This is a genomic window from Undibacterium sp. Ren11W (assembly GCF_049340485.1).
Taxonomy (GTDB): Bacteria; Pseudomonadota; Gammaproteobacteria; order Burkholderiales; family Burkholderiaceae_D; genus Undibacterium.
The window spans coordinates 1-18,146 of sequence record NZ_JBMPPB010000009.1 but is presented as its reverse complement, the minus strand read 5'-3'; the positions used below and the strand labels follow the sequence as shown (position 1 = coordinate 18,146).

17 protein-coding genes are annotated in these 18,146 nt (G+C 50.2%); 13 read left to right on the top strand and 4 right to left on the bottom strand.

Annotated elements, in window-relative coordinates; translation table 11 throughout:
* Positions 1-21: 21 nt before the first annotated feature.
* From accB to ACO0K8_RS17885, 4 genes are all read right to left on the bottom strand, one after another.
* Positions 22-477: an acetyl-CoA carboxylase biotin carboxyl carrier protein gene (accB, locus tag ACO0K8_RS17900; RefSeq protein WP_422948009.1), complete on the bottom strand. Its 456-nt coding sequence runs from the start codon at positions 475-477 to the stop codon at positions 22-24.
* A gap of 111 nt (positions 478-588) precedes the next feature.
* Positions 589-1,026 carry a type II 3-dehydroquinate dehydratase gene (gene aroQ, locus ACO0K8_RS17895; protein ID WP_422948008.1) on the bottom strand — a complete coding sequence of 146 codons (438 nt, stop codon included), beginning with the start codon at positions 1,024-1,026 and terminating at the stop codon, positions 589-591.
* Between the two features lie 79 nt (positions 1,027-1,105).
* On the bottom strand, positions 1,106-1,642 hold the full coding sequence (locus ACO0K8_RS17890) for a TlpA disulfide reductase family protein (protein ID WP_422948007.1): 537 nt from the start codon (positions 1,640-1,642) through the stop codon (positions 1,106-1,108).
* Between the two features lie 12 nt (positions 1,643-1,654).
* Complete coding sequence (locus ACO0K8_RS17885; RefSeq protein WP_422948006.1) at positions 1,655-2,272, bottom strand: hypothetical protein; 618 nt, start codon at positions 2,270-2,272, stop codon at positions 1,655-1,657.
* A 96-nt stretch (positions 2,273-2,368) separates the two neighbouring features.
* Between ACO0K8_RS17885 and mpl the strand changes: the two genes are divergently transcribed.
* The 13 genes from mpl to ACO0K8_RS17820 all read left to right on the top strand — a co-directional run.
* Positions 2,369-3,778, top strand: a complete 1,410-nt coding sequence (gene mpl / locus ACO0K8_RS17880; RefSeq protein ID WP_422948005.1) for a UDP-N-acetylmuramate:L-alanyl-gamma-D-glutamyl-meso-diaminopimelate ligase — start codon at positions 2,369-2,371, stop codon at positions 3,776-3,778.
* 6 nt (positions 3,779-3,784) lie between these two features.
* Positions 3,785-4,354 carry a YqiA/YcfP family alpha/beta fold hydrolase gene (locus ACO0K8_RS17875; RefSeq protein ID WP_422948004.1) on the top strand — a complete coding sequence of 190 codons (570 nt, stop codon included), beginning with the start codon at positions 3,785-3,787 and terminating at the stop codon, positions 4,352-4,354.
* Positions 4,293-4,916 carry a chorismate--pyruvate lyase family protein gene (locus ACO0K8_RS17870; protein ID WP_422948003.1) on the top strand — a complete coding sequence of 208 codons (624 nt, stop codon included), beginning with the start codon at positions 4,293-4,295 and terminating at the stop codon, positions 4,914-4,916. Before ACO0K8_RS17875 ends, ACO0K8_RS17870 begins: the two co-directional genes overlap by 62 nt.
* Positions 4,917-5,086: 170 nt before the next feature.
* A complete protein-coding gene (locus ACO0K8_RS17865; RefSeq protein WP_422948002.1) occupies positions 5,087-7,198 on the top strand; it encodes a ribonuclease catalytic domain-containing protein in 2,112 nt (703 codons plus the stop codon).
* Between the two features lie 38 nt (positions 7,199-7,236).
* A complete protein-coding gene (locus ACO0K8_RS17860; RefSeq protein WP_422948001.1) occupies positions 7,237-8,133 on the top strand; it encodes an energy transducer TonB in 897 nt (298 codons plus the stop codon).
* Entirely contained in the window at positions 8,130-8,978 is an 849-nt protein-coding gene (gene aroE / locus ACO0K8_RS17855) for a shikimate dehydrogenase (RefSeq protein WP_422948000.1), read from the top strand. Before ACO0K8_RS17860 ends, aroE begins: the two co-directional genes overlap by 4 nt.
* Positions 8,975-9,661 (top strand): monofunctional biosynthetic peptidoglycan transglycosylase, encoded by a 687-nt coding sequence (gene mtgA, locus ACO0K8_RS17850; protein ID WP_422947999.1) that lies wholly within the window; start codon positions 8,975-8,977, stop codon positions 9,659-9,661. Before aroE ends, mtgA begins: the two co-directional genes overlap by 4 nt.
* Positions 9,658-10,116, top strand: a complete 459-nt coding sequence (locus ACO0K8_RS17845; protein ID WP_422947998.1) for a hypothetical protein — start codon at positions 9,658-9,660, stop codon at positions 10,114-10,116. Before mtgA ends, ACO0K8_RS17845 begins: the two co-directional genes overlap by 4 nt.
* A gap of 82 nt (positions 10,117-10,198) precedes the next feature.
* Positions 10,199-11,167 (top strand): magnesium/cobalt transporter CorA, encoded by a 969-nt coding sequence (corA, locus tag ACO0K8_RS17840; protein WP_422947997.1) that lies wholly within the window; start codon positions 10,199-10,201, stop codon positions 11,165-11,167.
* A gap of 272 nt (positions 11,168-11,439) precedes the next feature.
* Positions 11,440-13,644: a type I secretion system permease/ATPase gene (locus ACO0K8_RS17835; protein WP_422947996.1), complete on the top strand. Its 2,205-nt coding sequence runs from the start codon at positions 11,440-11,442 to the stop codon at positions 13,642-13,644.
* Positions 13,644-15,056, top strand: a complete 1,413-nt coding sequence (locus tag ACO0K8_RS17830; protein WP_422947995.1) for an HlyD family type I secretion periplasmic adaptor subunit — start codon at positions 13,644-13,646, stop codon at positions 15,054-15,056. Before ACO0K8_RS17835 ends, ACO0K8_RS17830 begins: the two co-directional genes overlap by 1 nt.
* A 27-nt stretch (positions 15,057-15,083) precedes the next feature.
* Positions 15,084-15,698 (top strand): response regulator transcription factor, encoded by a 615-nt coding sequence (locus ACO0K8_RS17825; protein ID WP_422947994.1) that lies wholly within the window; start codon positions 15,084-15,086, stop codon positions 15,696-15,698.
* Between the two features lie 92 nt (positions 15,699-15,790).
* Positions 15,791-18,146, top strand: a 2,356-nt coding sequence (locus ACO0K8_RS17820) for a retention module-containing protein (protein WP_422947993.1), incomplete at its 3' end; no start/stop codon positions are given.

Genomic DNA, 18,146 nt, shown 5'->3' with positions numbered 1-18,146 from the left:
AAGAGCCATAATTGAGCCGGTTTAGCCTATGATGAAGAGCGGCTGACCGTACTCAACTGGTTGGCCGTTTTCCACCAGAATTTGTTTGATGCTACCGGAGAAATCACTTTCGATCTCATTCAAAAGTTTCATCGCTTCGATAATGCACAAGGTGTCACCTTGATTTACTGTTTTGCCGATATCTGCAAACGGGGCAGATCCCGGGGAGGCGGAGCGATAAAATGTGCCTACCATAGGGGACTTAACAACGTGACCATCAGGCACCACCGCAGCCACAGGCACTGCAGCCACAGGGGCAACTGGTGCTGCAGCAGGCATCGCTTGTTGCATATACTGAGGTTGCATCATCATCTGCGGTTGTTGCATGGCCGATGATTTGACGATGCGTACTTTACCTTCACCCTCAGTGACTTCGAGTTCTGCAATATCTGATTCGGCCACTAGGTCGATCAAGGTCTTGAGTTTTCTTAAATCCATGTGAAATCCCCCTATGAAGATGCCTCTGAGCATCAAATTGTCTCAGAGTGCGTTATTAGAATGAGCGCAATTATAAGTCAATATCAGTTAATTGCGTGAAGATGCGAGAATTTATAGATTTTTTAGAGAGAAGTCAATCGCCATGCGATATCCATCTATACCCAGGCCGCAGATCACGCCTTTAGCGATGCCAGAAAGGTAAGAATGATGTCTGAAAGACTCTCTTTGATGCACATTGGAAATATGCACTTCGATGAAAGGGATCGCTACACCGGCCAAGGCGTCTCGTAATGCAACGCTGGTATGGGTTAATCCACCCGGATTAATAATGATGGCGTCGATCTGTTCAAGGCGCGCAGCATGAATACGGTCTATCAATGCTCCCTCATGATTACTTTGAAATGCTGTCAGGGTGGCATTAGCTGCTTGCGCCTGTTTTTGGGCTGCCGACTCTATGTCCGCCAGCGTACTCGACCCATACACTTCGGGTTCGCGCGTTCCTAATAAATTCAGGTTTGGTCCGTTTAGCAGCAGCAGCTTGCTTGCCATAATATCTAATGATTTGACGAAGGTGAGCGCATTTTGCCGTCAATTGCACGTGCTTGGCAAGGAAAACAATCGCGTTAAATTAATGGCTTCCGGTTATTTTGCTTATATCAGCACGCAAAACGTCCATCTTCAAGCGGCCTAAATATGTTTTTATGATGCTGCCATCGGCTGCGATCAGGAGGGTAAAAGGCAATCCTCCGTTTTGATTGCCCAGCAAACGAGAGAGTTCCGTGCCTTCCATTCCAGCCGAAAATAAAGGGTAGTCAATATGGTATTTATTTGCAAAATCCTTAATATTGCTTGGGCTATCTATCCCCATGCCAAGTAACTGAACATTGTTTTTGCTTAAATCTTTTTGTAATGCGGATAATTCTGGCATTTCTTGTACGCATGGCGCACACCAGGTCGCCCAGAAATTAACTAGCAGGATTTTCCCTTGCCATTGCGATAGTTTTTGAGCTCTACCTTGGCTATCTGGCAAAGTCAGACTCATTAATTTCTGTACCGCACCGTTTTGTGCGGGTTTTACTTCGGTATGTTGCATGCCGGCATAGGCGCCAATGAGTGCAAACACGAGTGCGCAGATCACGGCAATAGGAAGAAAACGTTTATTCATGGAAGGATGGCTTTAAAGGAGATCGGTGGACGAAATATCGCTGGTCTGACTTTCTTCAATCAGAATACGCACTGCGGCGACATTGGCACGATCGGTGCGAGCACCAGTGCGTATGTCGTCCATGCTATGTAGTAATAAATGTACGCCTTCTTGATGACGCATGAAGCTAAGGGTTTCGATAGACTCGTTGCGCTTATTGAAATGCTCGGATACCTCAAACTGAATATCTTTGTTCAGCAGAAAAATTGCAACCTCTTTGGTGTTGTCGGCGTAAAGGTGGAGATAGATGTCTGAATGTTTGCTTGCAGTGCCATTTAAGACTGCGCCGACCAGATAGGGATTGAACTGTTCCAACTCAAGCATGATATCTAAGGCGATGCGTCTTAGTAGTAATAGACGTTGCGGCTGGCTTTCGCCAAAAAACAGGGCGTTGTACTCGCGTACTTCCTGTTCAATCTGGGCATTATCTGGCAGGATGTGGCCGTGGATTTTGCTATTGCCGAGTATTTGCTTGGCTGCACGGCGTTTGGCAGAACCGTAGTCGGCACCGTCTTCGGCAATCATTTTCGCTGCCAGCATCGCGATTTCTGCACGCAGTGCCTCAGCTTCGTTAGGAGTTGTAATCATCATTGTTACATCATAACGCATACGGAATAGCTGCGTCTCTCAGGTAGAATTGCGGAATTCTAAAATTAGTACATGTTTCAGTACAAAAATAAGCAAAAAATGCATATTCATATATTAGGTATTTGCGGCACCTTCATGGGCGGCCTGGCCGTGTTGGCAAAACAAGCAGGTCATACCGTGACGGGCTGCGATGCCAATGTTTATCCTCCTATGAGCACGCAATTGCAGGCGCAGGGGATTGCGCTTACCGAAGGTTTTGCTAAAGAGCAGGTCGCACTGGCTCCCGATTTATTTGTCATCGGTAACGTGGTCTCGCGTGGTAACCCCTTGATGGAAGAGATACTTAACCGTGGCTTGCCGTATATATCTGGTCCGCAATGGATGGGCGAACACATTTTGCAAAATAAATGGGTGCTGGCGGTAGCCGGAACCCACGGCAAAACCACCACCTCGGCGATGCTGGCCTGGATTTTGGAGTTTGCCGGCTATGCGCCGGGCTTCTTGATCGGTGGAGTGCCGCTCAATTTCGGGATTTCGGCCCGTCTTTCCGGATCTGCTGCGGCCGCTGCCAGCGATTTTTTTGTGATCGAGGCGGATGAGTACGATACGGCTTTTTTTGATAAGCGTAGCAAGTTTGTGCACTATCACGCAAAAACTGCGATTCTGAATAACCTGGAATACGATCATGCCGATATTTTTCCGGATGTGGCGGCGATAGAAACTCAGTTCCATCATCTGGTGCGTACCGTGCCAGGCATAGGTCGCCTGATCGTCAACGGGCAAGAAGCCACATTGCGCAATGTATTGCAGCGCGGCTGCTGGAGCGAAACCGAATTTTTTGCGGAGTCCGGCAATGCAGAGTCGCAGTCAGGCTGGAGTCTGCGTTTGCAACAGGGCGAGGATTTTGACGTGTACTTTAATGGCGAATTGCAGGGCACGGTTAACTGGGCTTTGAACGGTGCGCATAATCGCATGAATGCTCTGGCGGCGATTGCCGCGGCCAGACATGTAGGCGTAGTGCCGGCCGTCGCAATTGAGGCTTTGGCGCAATTTGTGAACGTCAAACGCCGCATGGAAGTGCGCGGTGTGGCTGCTGCCGTTACGGTGGTGGATGATTTTGCTCATCACCCGACTGCGATCGCCACCACTATCCAAGGTTTGCGCCGCAAAGTCGCCAGCGCCAGGATTTTGGCAGTGCTCGAGCCTAGATCGAATACCATGAAGTTAGGGAGTATGAAGCAGGCTTTGCCGGACAGTCTGGCGCAAGCCGATCTGGTGTTTGCGTATAGCGCCAGTACCGGTAAGGATGTCGTGGGCTGGGATTTAGCCGAGACACTGGCACCTTTGGGCGAGAAAGCCAGCACTTACAGCGATCTCGATACCCTGGTTGCGGCGATCGTGGCTCAGGCGCGTCCTGGCGATACGATTTTAGCCATGAGTAACGGCGGCTTTGGTGGCGTTCATCAAAAGCTGCTGACTGCTCTGGCGGTGTCGGTAACCGAGGTGTAGCAGCAGATGATTTTGTATTTACATGGTTTTCGTTCCTCTCCTGCCTCGTTCAAAGCGCGCAAGATGGCTGAGTATCTGCAACAGACAGGGCGCGCTGGCGAATATCTTTGCCCACAATTGCCCGCCTCGCCTTTGCTGGCGATACAGCTCATCGAAAGCCTACTCAGCACTTATCCTGCGAACGAAATAACGCTGATAGGCTCGTCGCTGGGTGGTTATTATGCGACCTGGCTGGCCGAGCAATATGGCTGCAAAGCCGTGTTACTTAATCCGGCAGTCAAGCCGCCACGCGATCTGGAAAAGTATGTCGGTGTGACGACCGCTTACCACAGTGATGAACTATTTGAGTTTAAGTCTGAATACGTCGCCCAATTACGCGCCTATGAAGTGGCTGCTATCAGCCGACCGGAACGTTATTTTTTAATCGCGGCAACTGGTGACGAGGTACTCGATTGGCGCGAAATGACGGCGCATTACCCGGGCGCTAAGCAAATCATCATCGATGGCAGTGACCATGGTATGGCCGATTTCGTCGATTATCTTGATCCCATCCTGGCATTTTGTGATGCAAAGTAAGCGCGCAACGCAGTTTCTGAGGGTTGCGCAATGGCATAATCATGTTAATGCGCTGGGTGCCTCGGTCGAGATGCGCGATTGGTTGACTAATCGCGCCTCGCTGACGGCTAGATTGGTGGCAGGTTGTCAGCAATTTCGGGTACAGCGTTTGCATCAGAAATTGGCCATTTGTCTGGCAGACGAATTTGCCGAGATAGGTTTACCCAGACCGCGCAAAGCGCTGGAACGGGAAGTGTTGTTGCGTTGCGATGGCGTGGCGATGGTGTATGCCCATACCGTGGTGCCGCTGACGGCGAGCGCCTCACAATGGCCTTTGTTTGCTGCGCTCGGTGAGAAATCCCTGGGTACCACCTTGTTTAACGATCCTTTGGTGGAGCGTTGCGCTTTAAGTTATGCCAAATTGCGGCCGGACCACGTCTTGATGCAGCGCATACAGCAATTGCAGTTGCTGCCTGAGTGCAGTGTCGGCTTGCTGGCCCGGCGTTCGGTATTTCGACGTAAGGGCGCTTGTTTATTGGTAACCGAGGTTTTTTTGCCTCCGGTAGAGTTCTTGAGGAAATAGGATACTAGGAGGGGGTATGGAGTTATGTTGCTGATTTGCGCATATAGTACGTGCGCATTCGGTCGGCATTCTCCTATACTCCCTCATATTTAAATAGGCAGCAGAGCGAGAGCAGGGGCAAATCCGCGCCCGTGCAAGGTCCTGCCATTAAGACAGAAAAGAAGTGTGGAATGAATTTATTTTTCGAAGAGTCCGGTGATTTTAAAGCTGGTAGTGTGATGTCGCAGGTCGGTGAGGCTTACCAGGTCGAGCTTGCCAGTGGCAAACGCAGTAAGGTCAGGGTTAAAGATGTCTTGTTGCAGTTTACTGCGCCGGATGCTGCAACACTGATGGAGCAAGCCAAATTGACCGCAGCGCAGATCGATCTGGAATTTTTATGGGAAGTCGCGGGTCAGGAAGAGTTTGGTTTTGCTGAACTCGGTGCCGAATATTTTGGCCACGTACCGCAAGCGGTAGAGGCTGCCGGTTTGATACTGGCGCTGCATACTGCACCTATCTATTTTTATAAAAAAGGCCGTGGTCGATATAAGGCCGCGCCAGAAATTTCTTTGAAGGCGGCCTTGGCGGGCATAGAAAAGAAAAAGCAACAAGCCTTGATCCAGGCTTCGTATGTCGAGCATCTGAAGCAACATCGTATGCCCGAACAACTGAAGGCCTTGGCTCTGCAATTACTGTTTAAGCCAGACAAGAACAGTATCGAGTACAAGGCATGGGCGGAAGCCTGCGATGCCCTACAAACCGCGCCCGCGCAGTTGATGCTGGAATGTGGCGGCCTCGCCACGGTCAAAGATTTTCACTTATCTAAATTTCTGTTCGAAAGTTTTCCTAAAGGCCTGGCGTTTCCAGACGTGGCGATTCCGGCTTTACCAGAGAATTTGCCCGTCGCTAAGGTACAAGCCTTCTCGATCGATGACGTCACCACGACCGAGATCGATGACGCGTTTTCTGTGGAACGGCTGGCTGACAATCAAGTGCGTATCGGTATTCATATCGCCGCACCTACCCTTGGCATCAAGCGCGACGATGCGCTCGATCTGATCGCGCGCGCGCGTATGTCGACCGTGTATATGCCTGGCGACAAAATCACCATGCTGCCCGATGCCCTAGTCGAGACGTATACTCTAGGTGCCGGGCAAACCCGGCCCGCCTTGTCTTTGTATGTAACGCTAGATATGCAGGACTGGAGCGTACTAGCCACCGAAACCAAGGTGGAAGCAGTGCCTATGGCTGCCAATCTTCGTCATAATGATCTGGACACTCTGGTGACGGAAGACAATCTGGCGAATGATGCCGGTGAGTATCCGCATAAGGCCGATATCGCCATCATCTGGCAATGGGCTCTAGTGCTGGAGCAAGGCCGTATGGCCAAGCGTGAAGGCTTTGGTCTCAAGCCTGAGCAAACCAATAGGGTCGATTTTAATTTTTATGTGGATGACGACGTGGTTTCCATCGTCAGACGCAAGCGCGGTGCACCCTTGGATAAAATGGTGGCCGAACTGATGATCTTTGCTAATAGCACTTGGGGCAAGTTCATGGCCGATCATGGTGTGCCTGGTATCTATCGTGCGCAAGGTGGCGGTTCTGGCGGCTGGGCTGCCAAGATGCAGGTGCGCATGGTGACGCACGCCGCGCCGCATCAAGGTTTAGGGGTCGATCAATATGCATGGAGCACGTCGCCACTGCGGCGCTATACCGATTTAGTCAATCAATGGCAAATTATCGCCTGCGTACAAAATGGCGTGACGGCGCCCTTGGTGGCACCATTTAAACCGAAAGATGCTGACCTGTTCGCCATCGTCTCGGCTTTTGAGGCGGCTTATTCTGCGTACTCAGACTTCCAAAATAATATGGAGCGTTATTGGTGCTTACGCTGGTTACAGCAAGAGAACGTGCGTCAGGTCGAAGCGGTGGTGCTGAAGGACGAAGTCTTGCGTCTGGTAGAAATCCCATTGATTATCCGTTTGGCTGGTATGCCAGCGATGGCACGTGGCGCTCAGGTCAAGCTTGATATTTTGCGCTGGAATGAGCTTGACTTGAGTGTCGAGGCACGCTTGCTGGAAATGCTGACAACGGTAACCGATGAAGGTATGGACGAGGAACTCGATGCCGTTGAGGCGACCGAGGCTGTCGGCCATATGTCAGGCGAAGACGCGGAATCCGAAGTTGAGGCAGATGCTGAAAACGATGCTGAACTCAGCGCCGCAGCTGCTGCTGACGCCACAGTTGGAGCCGCGCTTGAAGCTGAGCCAATTGATGGCCCTGATGACGCCTTGCTCGCTTAGGCGGACGATTAATATTTATTATTTGCTGACAAAAATTTGTGAAATCGATTCTTGATAACCTGATACTGACTTCTGCCATTTTCATCTCCGTGGTGCTGCATGGCATGCTACTTCTCATGCATTTTGTCGCACCTAGGCCGGCCGAAACCCCCGCCACCGACCCCGGTTTGGAAGTCATTTTAGTCAATGCCAAACACGATAAAAAACCACTCAACGCGCAAGCCCTGGCGCAAGCCAATCTGGACGGTGGCGGCGCGCATGATAGCGGACGCTCCAAGTCGCCTTTGCCGGATATGAATAAAACCGAAAATGGCGAGCGTGTCATGGTGGCGAAAAGACAGATAGAGGAGTTGGAAGAAAACCAGAAAAAGTTGCTGGATCAGGTTCGTAGCAAAACCAAATTGTCTACAAAAAAACCGAATGAAAAGCTCACGCCTGAGGAAAATAAGCTCTATAACACGGGGCGCGATACTCAGGATAGTACGCAAGCGCTGGCGCGTATGGCGGCCGAAATTTCTCAGACCATCGAGGATCAAAACAAACGTCCGCGCAAGACTTTTATTACGCCAAGCACCCAAGCGGTCGGTTATGCGATGTATTACAAAGCCTTGCAAAAGCGCGTCGAGGATATGGGAACCATGAATTTCCCGCAAAAAGACGGGCGTAAATTGTATGGCGAGCTGATCATCTATATCCCGATTTTTCAGGATGGCAGCATCTACGAAAGAGATGGCGGACCTAAGGTCGAGAAGTCTTCAGGTAATCCTGCGCTGGATGCCGCCGCCTTGCGCATCGTGCGCCGTGCCGCTCCGTTTGGCAAGTTTCCACCGAATATGCGCTCTAAAGATAAGGATGACTTATGGGTAGTCATTACGCGTTTTAAATTTACAAGGGATGAGCAGCTGGAGACAGAATTGCGTGGAGGCGCCAAGTGAATGCAATCCTTAGTCCGGATCAGTATGTCGTGATTGGTAATCCTATCGCGCATAGCAAATCGCCAGCGATACATGCGCGATTCGCCAGTCTTTGCAAGCAGCATATGGAATATCAGCCTTTGCTGGCACCGCTGGACGGCTTTGCCGCTAGTGTTGCCGCATTTCGAGATGGCGGAGGCAAGGGCGCGAACGTGACTGTGCCTTTTAAGTTGCAAGCCTATGCACTGGCAACGCAATTGACAGCGCGGGCCCAACTGGCCGGTGCCGTGAATACCCTCAGCTTTAGTGGGAATGAAATTTTTGGCGACAACACCGATGGCGTCGGATTGGTCAATGATATTGTGCGCAATGCTGGCAAAACACTCAAAGGTAAGCGGGTTTTATTATTGGGCGCCGGCGGTGCCGCACGTGGGGTTTTACTGCCACTATTATCCGAGCAGCCGTCTGAGTTGGTGATCGCCAATCGGACTTTAAGTAAGGCAGAAGAATTACTTGTATTAGCGCAGCAACATGGAGCAGGCTCTGTCAAATTGCAAGCTTGTGAATGGGCGGTATTAAGCGGCCGCTTTGATGTGATCATTAACGCGACTTCGGCTAGCCTCAGTGACGAGCTTCCGCCGATTTCTGCGACTTTATTTGATGCCCATACCTTAGCCTACGACATGATGTATGGCGCGCAGTTGACGGCATTTTTGCGCTTTGCGCAAACTCAGGGCGCGCAATTGCGTGATGGTTTGGGGATGCTGGTCGAGCAGGCTGCCGAATCTTTCTATATCTGGCGTGGCGTGCGGCCAGACACTGCGATGTTGTTGCTTGAGTTGCGCGAGGCTTTGGAGTTGCCATGAAACGTCTATTGTTATGGCTGATCTTGCTGCCGCTAATATTATTTCTGCTGTTGCAGCTGTATTTTTTTCTGCAAATTTGCTGGTGGATTAATTTCAACCCTAGCTCTACTAGTTTTATGCGCCAACAATTATCTGTATTGCAGGAAAAAAATCCTGATGCCAAGTTGCAGCATAAATGGGTGCCGTATAACCGTATTTCCGTCAATTTAAAGCGCGCCGTAATCAGTTCTGAAGACGATGGTTTTTCTGAACATGATGGCGTCGACTGGGACGCAATGCAAAAAGCCTACGAAAAAAATCAAAAAAAGGGCAAGGTAAGGTATGGCGGATCGACCATCACTCAGCAGCTGGCAAAGAATCTTTTTCTGTCCGGTGAACGCAGTTATCTGCGTAAAGGCCAGGAGTTGATCATTACCTATATGCTGGAATTGTGTATGGATAAAGAGCGCATACTCGAGATCTATTTGAATGTGGTGGAGTGGGGTGTCGGCGTCTTCGGTGCCGAGGCGGCCTCGCAGCATTATTACAAGATTAGTGCCGCGGCACTGGGGCCAGCGCAGGCGGCCAGACTTGCCGTCATGTTGCCCAAACCGCGTTTTTTTGATGCACATACCGGCTCCGCTTATTTGCAAAAACGGACGGATTTAATTCTAAGGCGCATGAATTCTGCGGAGTTGCCATGAGTTTCCAAGTTCAAAAAGGTGCTATTAGCCTGTTCATGACAGCGATACTGATGATGTTGGTGACGCTGATCGGGATGCTGTTCCTTTATATGGCGAGATATGGGCACTTGCCGTTTCCCGAGTTACGTGCGCGCTTGGGCCATTCTTCCGATGTAATTTCGAATGAATTGAAAAATGTCAGCGGGGTCAAGGCAACAGCGGCTGATAAGACTTTCATTAAGTCTGACGATACAGCGCCGACTGTGACGATAAAGAGCGGTGTCCAGCGTTGCACTATACAAGGTAAAGTGGTTTATTCCGATACTGAATGTTTGAGCAATAATGCCACAACACGCACCATTAAACTGCATGATAATCGTGCAGATGCGCCCAAGCCGGTGACGAACTCGAATGAAGATAAGGACGCTTCCGAGTTCGATTTAAAAACGAAAATGATAGAAAAATTGAGCAAGTAGCCTCAATCGATTGTTACTTTAAGGCGTCAAGTGATTTCGTTCTTTTTCTCATTTTTACATTTTGCTTTTTCTAAGGTCAGCCATGATTAATGTTTTTGTTTTACACAATGGGCGTTTGAGCCAGATTAATGTGGAAAATCGGGAAGACCTGGAAAATACTTTGCCGATTTGGGTAGATCTCACCGATCCGAATGAGGATGAGCGCGAATGGGTAAAAAGTATCTATGGCGTGACCTTGCCCGGCGAAGATGAAGTAAAGGATATTGAAGCATCGGCCCGTTATTACGAAGCCGATAGCGGTGATTTACATTTGCGTACTGACTTCTTAATCGATGACGATGATCAACCCGCCAGTACGGTGACGGTGGCTTTTATTCTGGCCCGCGATATTTTATTTTCTGTGCATGCGGTCGACCTACCAGTGTTTCGCCTGGTGCGCATGCGAGCTAGATCACGGCCAGGTTCGATTGCCGATTACAAAGATGTCTTAATGGATTTGTATGCGACCGATGCCGAATACTCGGCCGATGCGTTAGAAGGTATTTATCAAAACCTGGAAGACGTCAGTCGTGCGGTATTGCAAAAAAACTTTTCAGATCAGGATGCCGCGTTAGCCTTGAACGCGATAGCGCAAGAAGAGGATTTGAACGGAAGAATCCGCCGCAATATGATGGACACCCGGCGCGCTGTCAGTTTTTTAATGCGTGGTCGTTTATTGAACTCTGAACAGTTTGAGGAAGCGCGGCAAATTTTACGCGATATAGAATCGCTGGATGGACACACTTCTTTCTTGTTCGATAAGATCAACTTCTTGATGGATGCCACGGTCGGTTTTATTAATATTAATCAGAATAAAATTATTAAAATATTCTCAGTTGCATCTGTTGCATTTCTCCCGCCTACCTTGATTGCCAGTATTTACGGGATGAATTTTCACGGCTGGTTTCCCGAGTTGGACTGGTCATTCGGCTATCCTTTTGCGCTTGCCTTAATGCTGGGTTCTGCGATTACGCCGTTTTGGTATTTTAGGCAGCGTGGTTGGCTTAAGTAAATTTTGATGGGCGAATCGGCTAGTCAATAGCTGGCATGGATGATAGATCTAAGCTGCTCCGAAGCGTAATACTTTCATGAAAATGTCAACGATTGTTATCTTAAGCTTAAAATCGTATCCTTAGCTTTGAAGCTAAACTTTCGCTATTGCAATATTGTTATTCGTCGTAGATAATTCTTTTTGAAATATGGTCTAGGATGAAACATGTAGCGTTCATAGCGCCAGTCTTTGATTTATTCCATGTCGTTCGAAATAGATAAGGTGCGATACGCATGACACAAAAGGAAACTCCTTTAGACCCCGCACCGGTGACTCCGCGCAATGCTGCAGGCTTTGGCACTGGAATTCGTGAGGATTTACTGCATCGTGATCCTTTACTAGATTGTCTGGTTGAGCTGACCCGCATCCACGGTCGGCCCAGTACCCGCGCTGCCTTGTCGGCCGGCTTACCGCTGCTGGCTGAGGGCTTGACTCCCTCGTTATTTTCCAGAGCAGCCGCACACGCTGGTTTTTCCGCCAAGGTGGTCAGACGTGATCTGGATAAAATCGATATCGCGCTTTTCCCAGTGATTCTTTTATTGAAAGATAACGAAGCTTGTTTGTTGCAAAAGTGGTCGGACGATGGATCGAGTGCGCAGTTGTTATTGCCAGATTCGGGGCAGGGCGCTGTTAGCATGGGACGGGATGAACTGCTGGTGCGCTATTCTGGTGTGGCGATTTTCTGCCGCCCACATTTCCGTTTTGATCAGCGCACTCCACCTTTGGTTGTGGTGCCGCAACGTCATTGGTTCTGGGGTGCAGTCCTGGAGCAAAAACCTATCTTTAAAGATATCTTGGCCGCGGCCTTGCTGATCAACTTGTTCGCGCTGGCCATGCCTTTGTTTACCATGAACGTGTATGACAGGGTTGTTCCTAATTTTGCGATTGAAACATTGTGGGTATTTGCCTTCGGTATCACGATAGTACTGATACTTGAATATGTAGTGCGTTTATTGCGCGGCCATTTTATTAGCTTGGTGAGTAACCGTATTGATCTTAAATTATCTGCGTTGATCATGGAGCGCGTACTGGGCATGCGTATGTCGCAAAGACCTGCCTCGGTAGGTGCGTTTGCCTCAAATTTACGCTCGTTTGAAACGGTAAGAGATTTCATTGCCTCCGCCACGGTGACCGCCTTAATTGATCTCCCTTTCGCAATACTATTTCTATTCGCCTTAATCTGGATTGCCTGGCCTTTGGCGCTATTGCCGTTGATCGGTATCATCATCGTGATCATTTATAGTTATATGGTTCAGCACAAAATGCGGGAATTATCGGAGACTACTTTCCGTGCCGCGGCTTTGCGCAATTCGACTCTGGTCGAAAGTCTGACTACCCTAGAAACGATTAAGGCTCATGGTGCCGAAAGCCAGATGCAGGCTAAGTGGGAAAAAACCACGGCATTTTTGGCACGCGTCAATTCCGACCTTAAGCTGCTATCCGCCTCCAGTATTAATGGTGCTGCGGCGATACAGCAATTAGTGAATGTGGCAGTGGTGATCGCGGGTGTGTATCTGATCCATGAAAAAATGATGTCGATGGGGGGCTTAATTGCAGCGACCATGCTGGCGGGTCGAGCCATGTCCCCTGTCGGGCAGGTAGTTGGTTTATTGCTGCAATATGAGGGAGCAAAGAATTCTCTGGCATCTCTAGAGAAAATCATGGCAACGCCATCCGAGCGTAGTGATGAGAGCGCCTTTGTGCATAGGCCAGAAATTTTCGGTCAGATAGAATTTAAAAATGTGCATTTTAGTTATCCTGGTCGTAGCGAAGAGGCACTGCGTGGTGTGAGCTTTAAAATCGCGCCAGGGGAGCGTGTCGTGATCATAGGTAGGGTAGGCTCAGGCAAGTCGACTATGGAAAAACTGATACTCGGTTTGTACGCGCCGACTAAGGGGGCTGTGTTACTCGATGACGTAGATCTGCGCCAATTGGATCCTGCCGATCTACGCCGTAGTCTGGGTTATGTCGAGCAAGACTCTATGTTGTTTTATGGCAGTTTGCGTGAAAACATTACTATACGTGCCCCATATGCGGATGATAGAGCGGTGGTGGCGGCTGCCGAATTGGCTGGCTTGACCGAGTTTGTGAATAGTCACCCGGAAGGTTTTGACATGCTTATCAGTGAGCGCGGTGAAAATGTTTCTGGTGGGCAGCGCCAGAGTATCGCGATTGCTCGCGCCGCATTATTGGATCCGCCGGTACTATTGCTGGATGAGCCGACCAGTGCCATGGATTATCCATCCGAGGCGCAGTTTAAAGAGCGTATAGCTAATTATGCTCAGCACAAAACCATGATCATCGTCACACATAGACCTAGCCTGATGGATCTGGCAAGTCGGATTATCGTAGTCGATCACGGCATGATAGTAGCTGATGGCCCCAAGGATAAAGTCATGGCAGCATTGCAATCTGGCCAGATCGGACGGGCCAGATAATGGGTAAATTGCGATTATTGGGATTGACACTGATTGCATGGCTGGAGAAATTACGCTTGCGTTTCGGGATTTCTCCTGGATTGTGGCTGGAGCGTTGGAAAGATGAGGTTAGTCTTCCTGAATCCGATTTTATGCAAGATGCGGATAGTATCATCCTGCAGCAGGAACCATTGCGCGCCCGCATACTCTTGCATGCGCTATTGGGTTCCTTCCTGTTGTTCATTTTATGGGCTGGCTTGGTGCGCGTCGATGAAATCACTAAAGGCGAGGGCAAGGTTATCCCCTCCAGGCAACTGCAAGTATTACAGAGTTTGGATGGCGGTATCGTTACAGAAATTCTTGTGAAAGAGGGGCAGGTGGTCAAGGAAGGGCAGACCTTGCTGCAAATAGATACGACCCGTTTTGAATCATCCGTTAAAGAGAATCGATCACAATACCTATCCTTAACTGCTAAGGCTGCGCGTTTACGTGCTTTGGGTGACGGTAAGGCCTTCGTTCCGCCGCCAGAAGTTTTGCAAGAGGACCCCAAAACGGCAGACGAAGAGCAGCGCTTGTATGAAACTGCAAATTCCGAAATGCTGGCGCAAGTATCCATCGCACGTCAACAGTTAGCCCAAAGAGGGCAGGAACAGGCCGAGGCTAGCGCACGTCAAAGACAAGCGTCACAGGCGTACGAGTCTAGTCAAAAAGAGCTTTCTGTCACTAAACCCTTGCTCGGTTCCGGCGCAGTCTCTGAGGTTGAATTATTGCGTCTGGAGCGTGATGTGTCCCGATTTCGGGGGGAAAGGGATATCGCCACTGCGCAGATAGCCCGTACTCAGGCCGCAATCGGTGAGGCTAACCGAAAAATTCAAGAGGTTGAATTGGCCGCCCGTAATACTGCGAGTAAAGAATTGTCTGAAACTATGGCGAGATTGAATGCCTTGATACAAAGCGGTACAGGTTTGGCGGATAAGGTCAAGCAATCTGCGATACGCTCGCCAGTGCGCGGCACGGTTAAACGTTTGCTAGTCAATACGGTTGGCGGCGTGGTGCAGCCTGGACGTGATGTGGTCGAAGTGGTGCCTATGGAGGGTAAGTTATTACTGGAGGCTAAGGTGGCACCAAAAGATATCGCTTTCTTGGCACCAGGGCAAAAGGCGGTGGTGAAATTTACTGCTTATGATTTCTCCACTTATGGCGGCCTGGAGGCAAAATTAGAACATATAGGTGCTGATTCGGTCACTGATGAACGTGGTAATACATTTTATATTGTGAGGGTTTCGACCACGAATGCCGCTTTGTCGGGCGGTCAGCCTATTATCCCGGGTATGGTAGCCGAAGTGGATATCATTACCGGTAAAAAAACCATACTTTCATATTTGCTTAAGCCAGTCTTAAGGGCGAAGCAATCTGCATTAACCGAACGATGAGTAACAACGTCTCAATAGGATATTAAGTTGAAACCGATTCAACATATTTTTGTATCAAACTCGGAACGTATGCTGGAAGGGTGGTTGCAAGCCTTTCCGCTAGCCTCTAGTTTTAGTTTTGAACGTACAAGCTTGGTCGTGCCTGATGCGGGAATGGTCTGGTTGCGCTTGTCGACGGATGCGACCGTGGCTCAACAAATTGCGAAAGCGCGTACATATTTTTCTACACAAGCCTTGGTAGTGATGAGTGATATGCCCAACGATTTAGAAGCCTTAGCAGTGTTTTCCGCTAGCGCGCGCGGTTATTGTAATACGCACGCAGGCGTAGAAGTGCTGGGGAAAATTGCTGGAGTGGTCTCGCAAGGCGGCATGTGGATAGGTGAATCTATTATGCAACGTCTGTTGAGTGCCCCAGTATCTGAAATGGTTTTGGATGCACTGAGTACCAAGCCTTGGGTGGGTAAACTTACTGAACGTGAGCTTGGGGTTGCCAAGGCGATCGCTTTGGGTTGTAGTAATAAAGAGATAGCACTGCAGATGGCAATCACAGAGCGTACCGTTAAGGCGCATGTCGGTGCTATTTTTGAAAAACTCCAGGTGCGTGATCGCCTGCAATTAGCCTTATTGGTAAAAGATAGTTAAATTGAGCTAACATAGTACTTAGGTACAATTGGGTTCTGGAAACATTCTTGCTAGAGTACGGACATTCTTATTTATTCGTCCGGAGATCTATCATGGCAAGTTCAGCAAACATCGTTGGTAAAGTCGTTGCGCTTCAAGGCCAAGCCATAGTACGTTCTTCGGACGGAAGCCAGCATCAACTCCACTTGGGCGATGTCATTTATGAAAATGATGTCATTGTCACTGAGGCAAATGGACGAGTGGAGTTGGCCTTTGACCAAGGCCGCACATATCTGCTGAGAGAAGGCGAAACAGTCACTCTCGATGCCAGCGTGTTTGCACCTGCGCAAACCGATATCACGAATGCAGCCCTATTACCGGATTCCTCGCTCGCTTCGAGCGTCGCCAATGCGGTTATCGGAGGCAATAGCCTCGATAAATTACTCGAAGAAACTGCGGCAGGTCTTGGTGGCGGCGAGGTTGGAGACGGTAATGACTTCGTTCAATTGGATAGAATTGCCGAAGCGGTTACACCTCAGTCTTTCTTCGCTAGCTCTGCCACGACTACGTCGATATTGCCGGTAGAACGTTCTGCAGGCTTGCTTGCAAATACGATTGATACGACTCCGCCCGTACTCAGTGTCAATGCGCCGGATAACACGAACGATAGTACCCCAACGATATTCGGGGTCAGTGATTTGCCAGTCGGAAGTACGATTACTTTGGTCGTGACCGACAATGCAGGTACATCGCAGACCATCACTGCCACGATACAGGCCGGAGGTATATACAGTGCGACACCTACGACGCCTTTGGCTGACGGTTCTTACAAGGTAATTGCGAGCGGACGGGATGCCGCAGGTAATCTAGCTAGTAGCTCGGATGATGGTTCGGTTGATACTACAGCCACGGCAGCACCAACAGTAACGATCACGACCGACAGCAACAACGACGGCCTGATCAGTAAAACAGAACTGGGTGCCGCGACCACGGTGGCAGTAAGCGTCGCCTTGCCAGGTACAGCTAAAGCAGGCGACACCCTAACCATCACCGATGGTACGACTCCACAAAGCCATGTCTTGACCGCCGCAGAAATCACCGCGGGTACGTACAGCACGAGCGTTGCCAAACCGGCTGAAGGCGCTAATTTAACCGTCACAGCAACCGTCACAGATATCGCTGGCAATGTCTCCGCCCCAGGCACAGACAGTACCGTACTGGATACCACAGCCACAGCAGCACCGACGATCACTATCACGACCGACAGCAACAACGATGGCCTGATCAGTAAAACAGAACAGGGCGCAGCCACCACAGTGGCAGTCACAGTCGCCTTGCCAGGCACAGCTAAAGCAGGTGATACGCTGACGATCACCGACGGCACGACTCCGCAAAGCCATGTCTTGACCGCCGCAGAAATCACCGCGGGTACGTATAGCAGCACGGTTGCGAAACCAGCTGAAGGTGCTAATTTAACGGTCACAGCAACCGTCACCGACCAAGCTGGTAATGTCTCCGCCCCAGGCACAGACAGTGCGACTTTAGACACAACGGCCACGGCAGCGCCAACGATTACCATCACGACCGACAGCAACAATGACGGCCTGATCAGTAAAACAGAACTGGGCGCAGCAACGACAGTGGCAGTCACAGTCGCCTTGCCAGGTACAGCCAAGGCAGGTGACACCCTGACGATCACCGACGGCACGACACCGCAAAGCCATGTCTTGACCGCCGCAGAAATCACCACGGGTACTTACAGCACGACCGTTGCGAAACTAGCGGAAGGCGCGACCTTATCCGTCAGCGCTACCGTCACGGACCAAGCAGGCAATGTTTCCGCCCCAGGCACAGACAGTGCAGTGTTGGATACCACCGCCACAGCAGCGCCGACGATCACCATCACGACCGACAGCAACAACGACGGTCTGATCAGTAAAACAGAACTCGGTGCAGCAACGACAGTGGCAGTCACAGTCGCCTTGCCAGGTACGGCCAAGGCAGGCGACACCCTAACCATCACCGACGGCACGACTCCGCAAAGCCATGTCTTAACCGCCGCAGAAATCACCGCTGGTACTTACAGCACGACCGTTGCGAAACCAGCGGAAGGCGCGACCTTGTCTGTTAGTGCAACCGTCACCGACCAAGCCGGTAATGTCTCCGCCCCGGGCACCGATGCAGCCACATTAGTGACTGTAACGAATGACGCACCCACTATCACCATCACCACCGATAGCAACAACGACGGCCTGATCAGTAAAACAGAACTCGGTGCAGCAACGACAGTGGCAGTCACAGTCGCCTTGCCAGGCACCGCGAAGGCAGGTGACACCCTGACGATCACCGACGGCACGACTCCGCAAAGCCATGTCTTAACCGCCGCAGAAATCACCGCTGGTACGTATAGCAGCACGGTTGCGAAACCAGCGGAAGGCTCGACCTTATCCGTCACAGCTACCGTCACCG

Coding starts and splice junctions, on each gene's coding strand:
- accB (WP_422948009.1), bottom strand. CDS start 477: ATGGATTTAAGAAAACTCAAGACCTTGATCGACCTAGTGGCCGAATCA.
- aroQ (WP_422948008.1), bottom strand. CDS start 1,026: ATGGCAAGCAAGCTGCTGCTGCTAAACGGACCAAACCTGAATTTATTA.
- ACO0K8_RS17890 (WP_422948007.1), bottom strand. CDS start 1,642: ATGAATAAACGTTTTCTTCCTATTGCCGTGATCTGCGCACTCGTGTTT.
- ACO0K8_RS17885 (WP_422948006.1), bottom strand. CDS start 2,272: ATGATGATTACAACTCCTAACGAAGCTGAGGCACTGCGTGCAGAAATC.
- mpl (WP_422948005.1), top strand. CDS start 2,369: ATGCATATTCATATATTAGGTATTTGCGGCACCTTCATGGGCGGCCTG.
- ACO0K8_RS17875 (WP_422948004.1), top strand. CDS start 3,785: ATGATTTTGTATTTACATGGTTTTCGTTCCTCTCCTGCCTCGTTCAAA.
- ACO0K8_RS17870 (WP_422948003.1), top strand. CDS start 4,293: ATGGTATGGCCGATTTCGTCGATTATCTTGATCCCATCCTGGCATTTT.
- ACO0K8_RS17865 (WP_422948002.1), top strand. CDS start 5,087: ATGAATTTATTTTTCGAAGAGTCCGGTGATTTTAAAGCTGGTAGTGTG.
- mtgA (WP_422947999.1), top strand. CDS start 8,975: ATGAAACGTCTATTGTTATGGCTGATCTTGCTGCCGCTAATATTATTT.
- ACO0K8_RS17845 (WP_422947998.1), top strand. CDS start 9,658: ATGAGTTTCCAAGTTCAAAAAGGTGCTATTAGCCTGTTCATGACAGCG.
- corA (WP_422947997.1), top strand. CDS start 10,199: ATGATTAATGTTTTTGTTTTACACAATGGGCGTTTGAGCCAGATTAAT.
- ACO0K8_RS17835 (WP_422947996.1), top strand. CDS start 11,440: ATGACACAAAAGGAAACTCCTTTAGACCCCGCACCGGTGACTCCGCGC.
- ACO0K8_RS17830 (WP_422947995.1), top strand. CDS start 13,644: ATGGGTAAATTGCGATTATTGGGATTGACACTGATTGCATGGCTGGAG.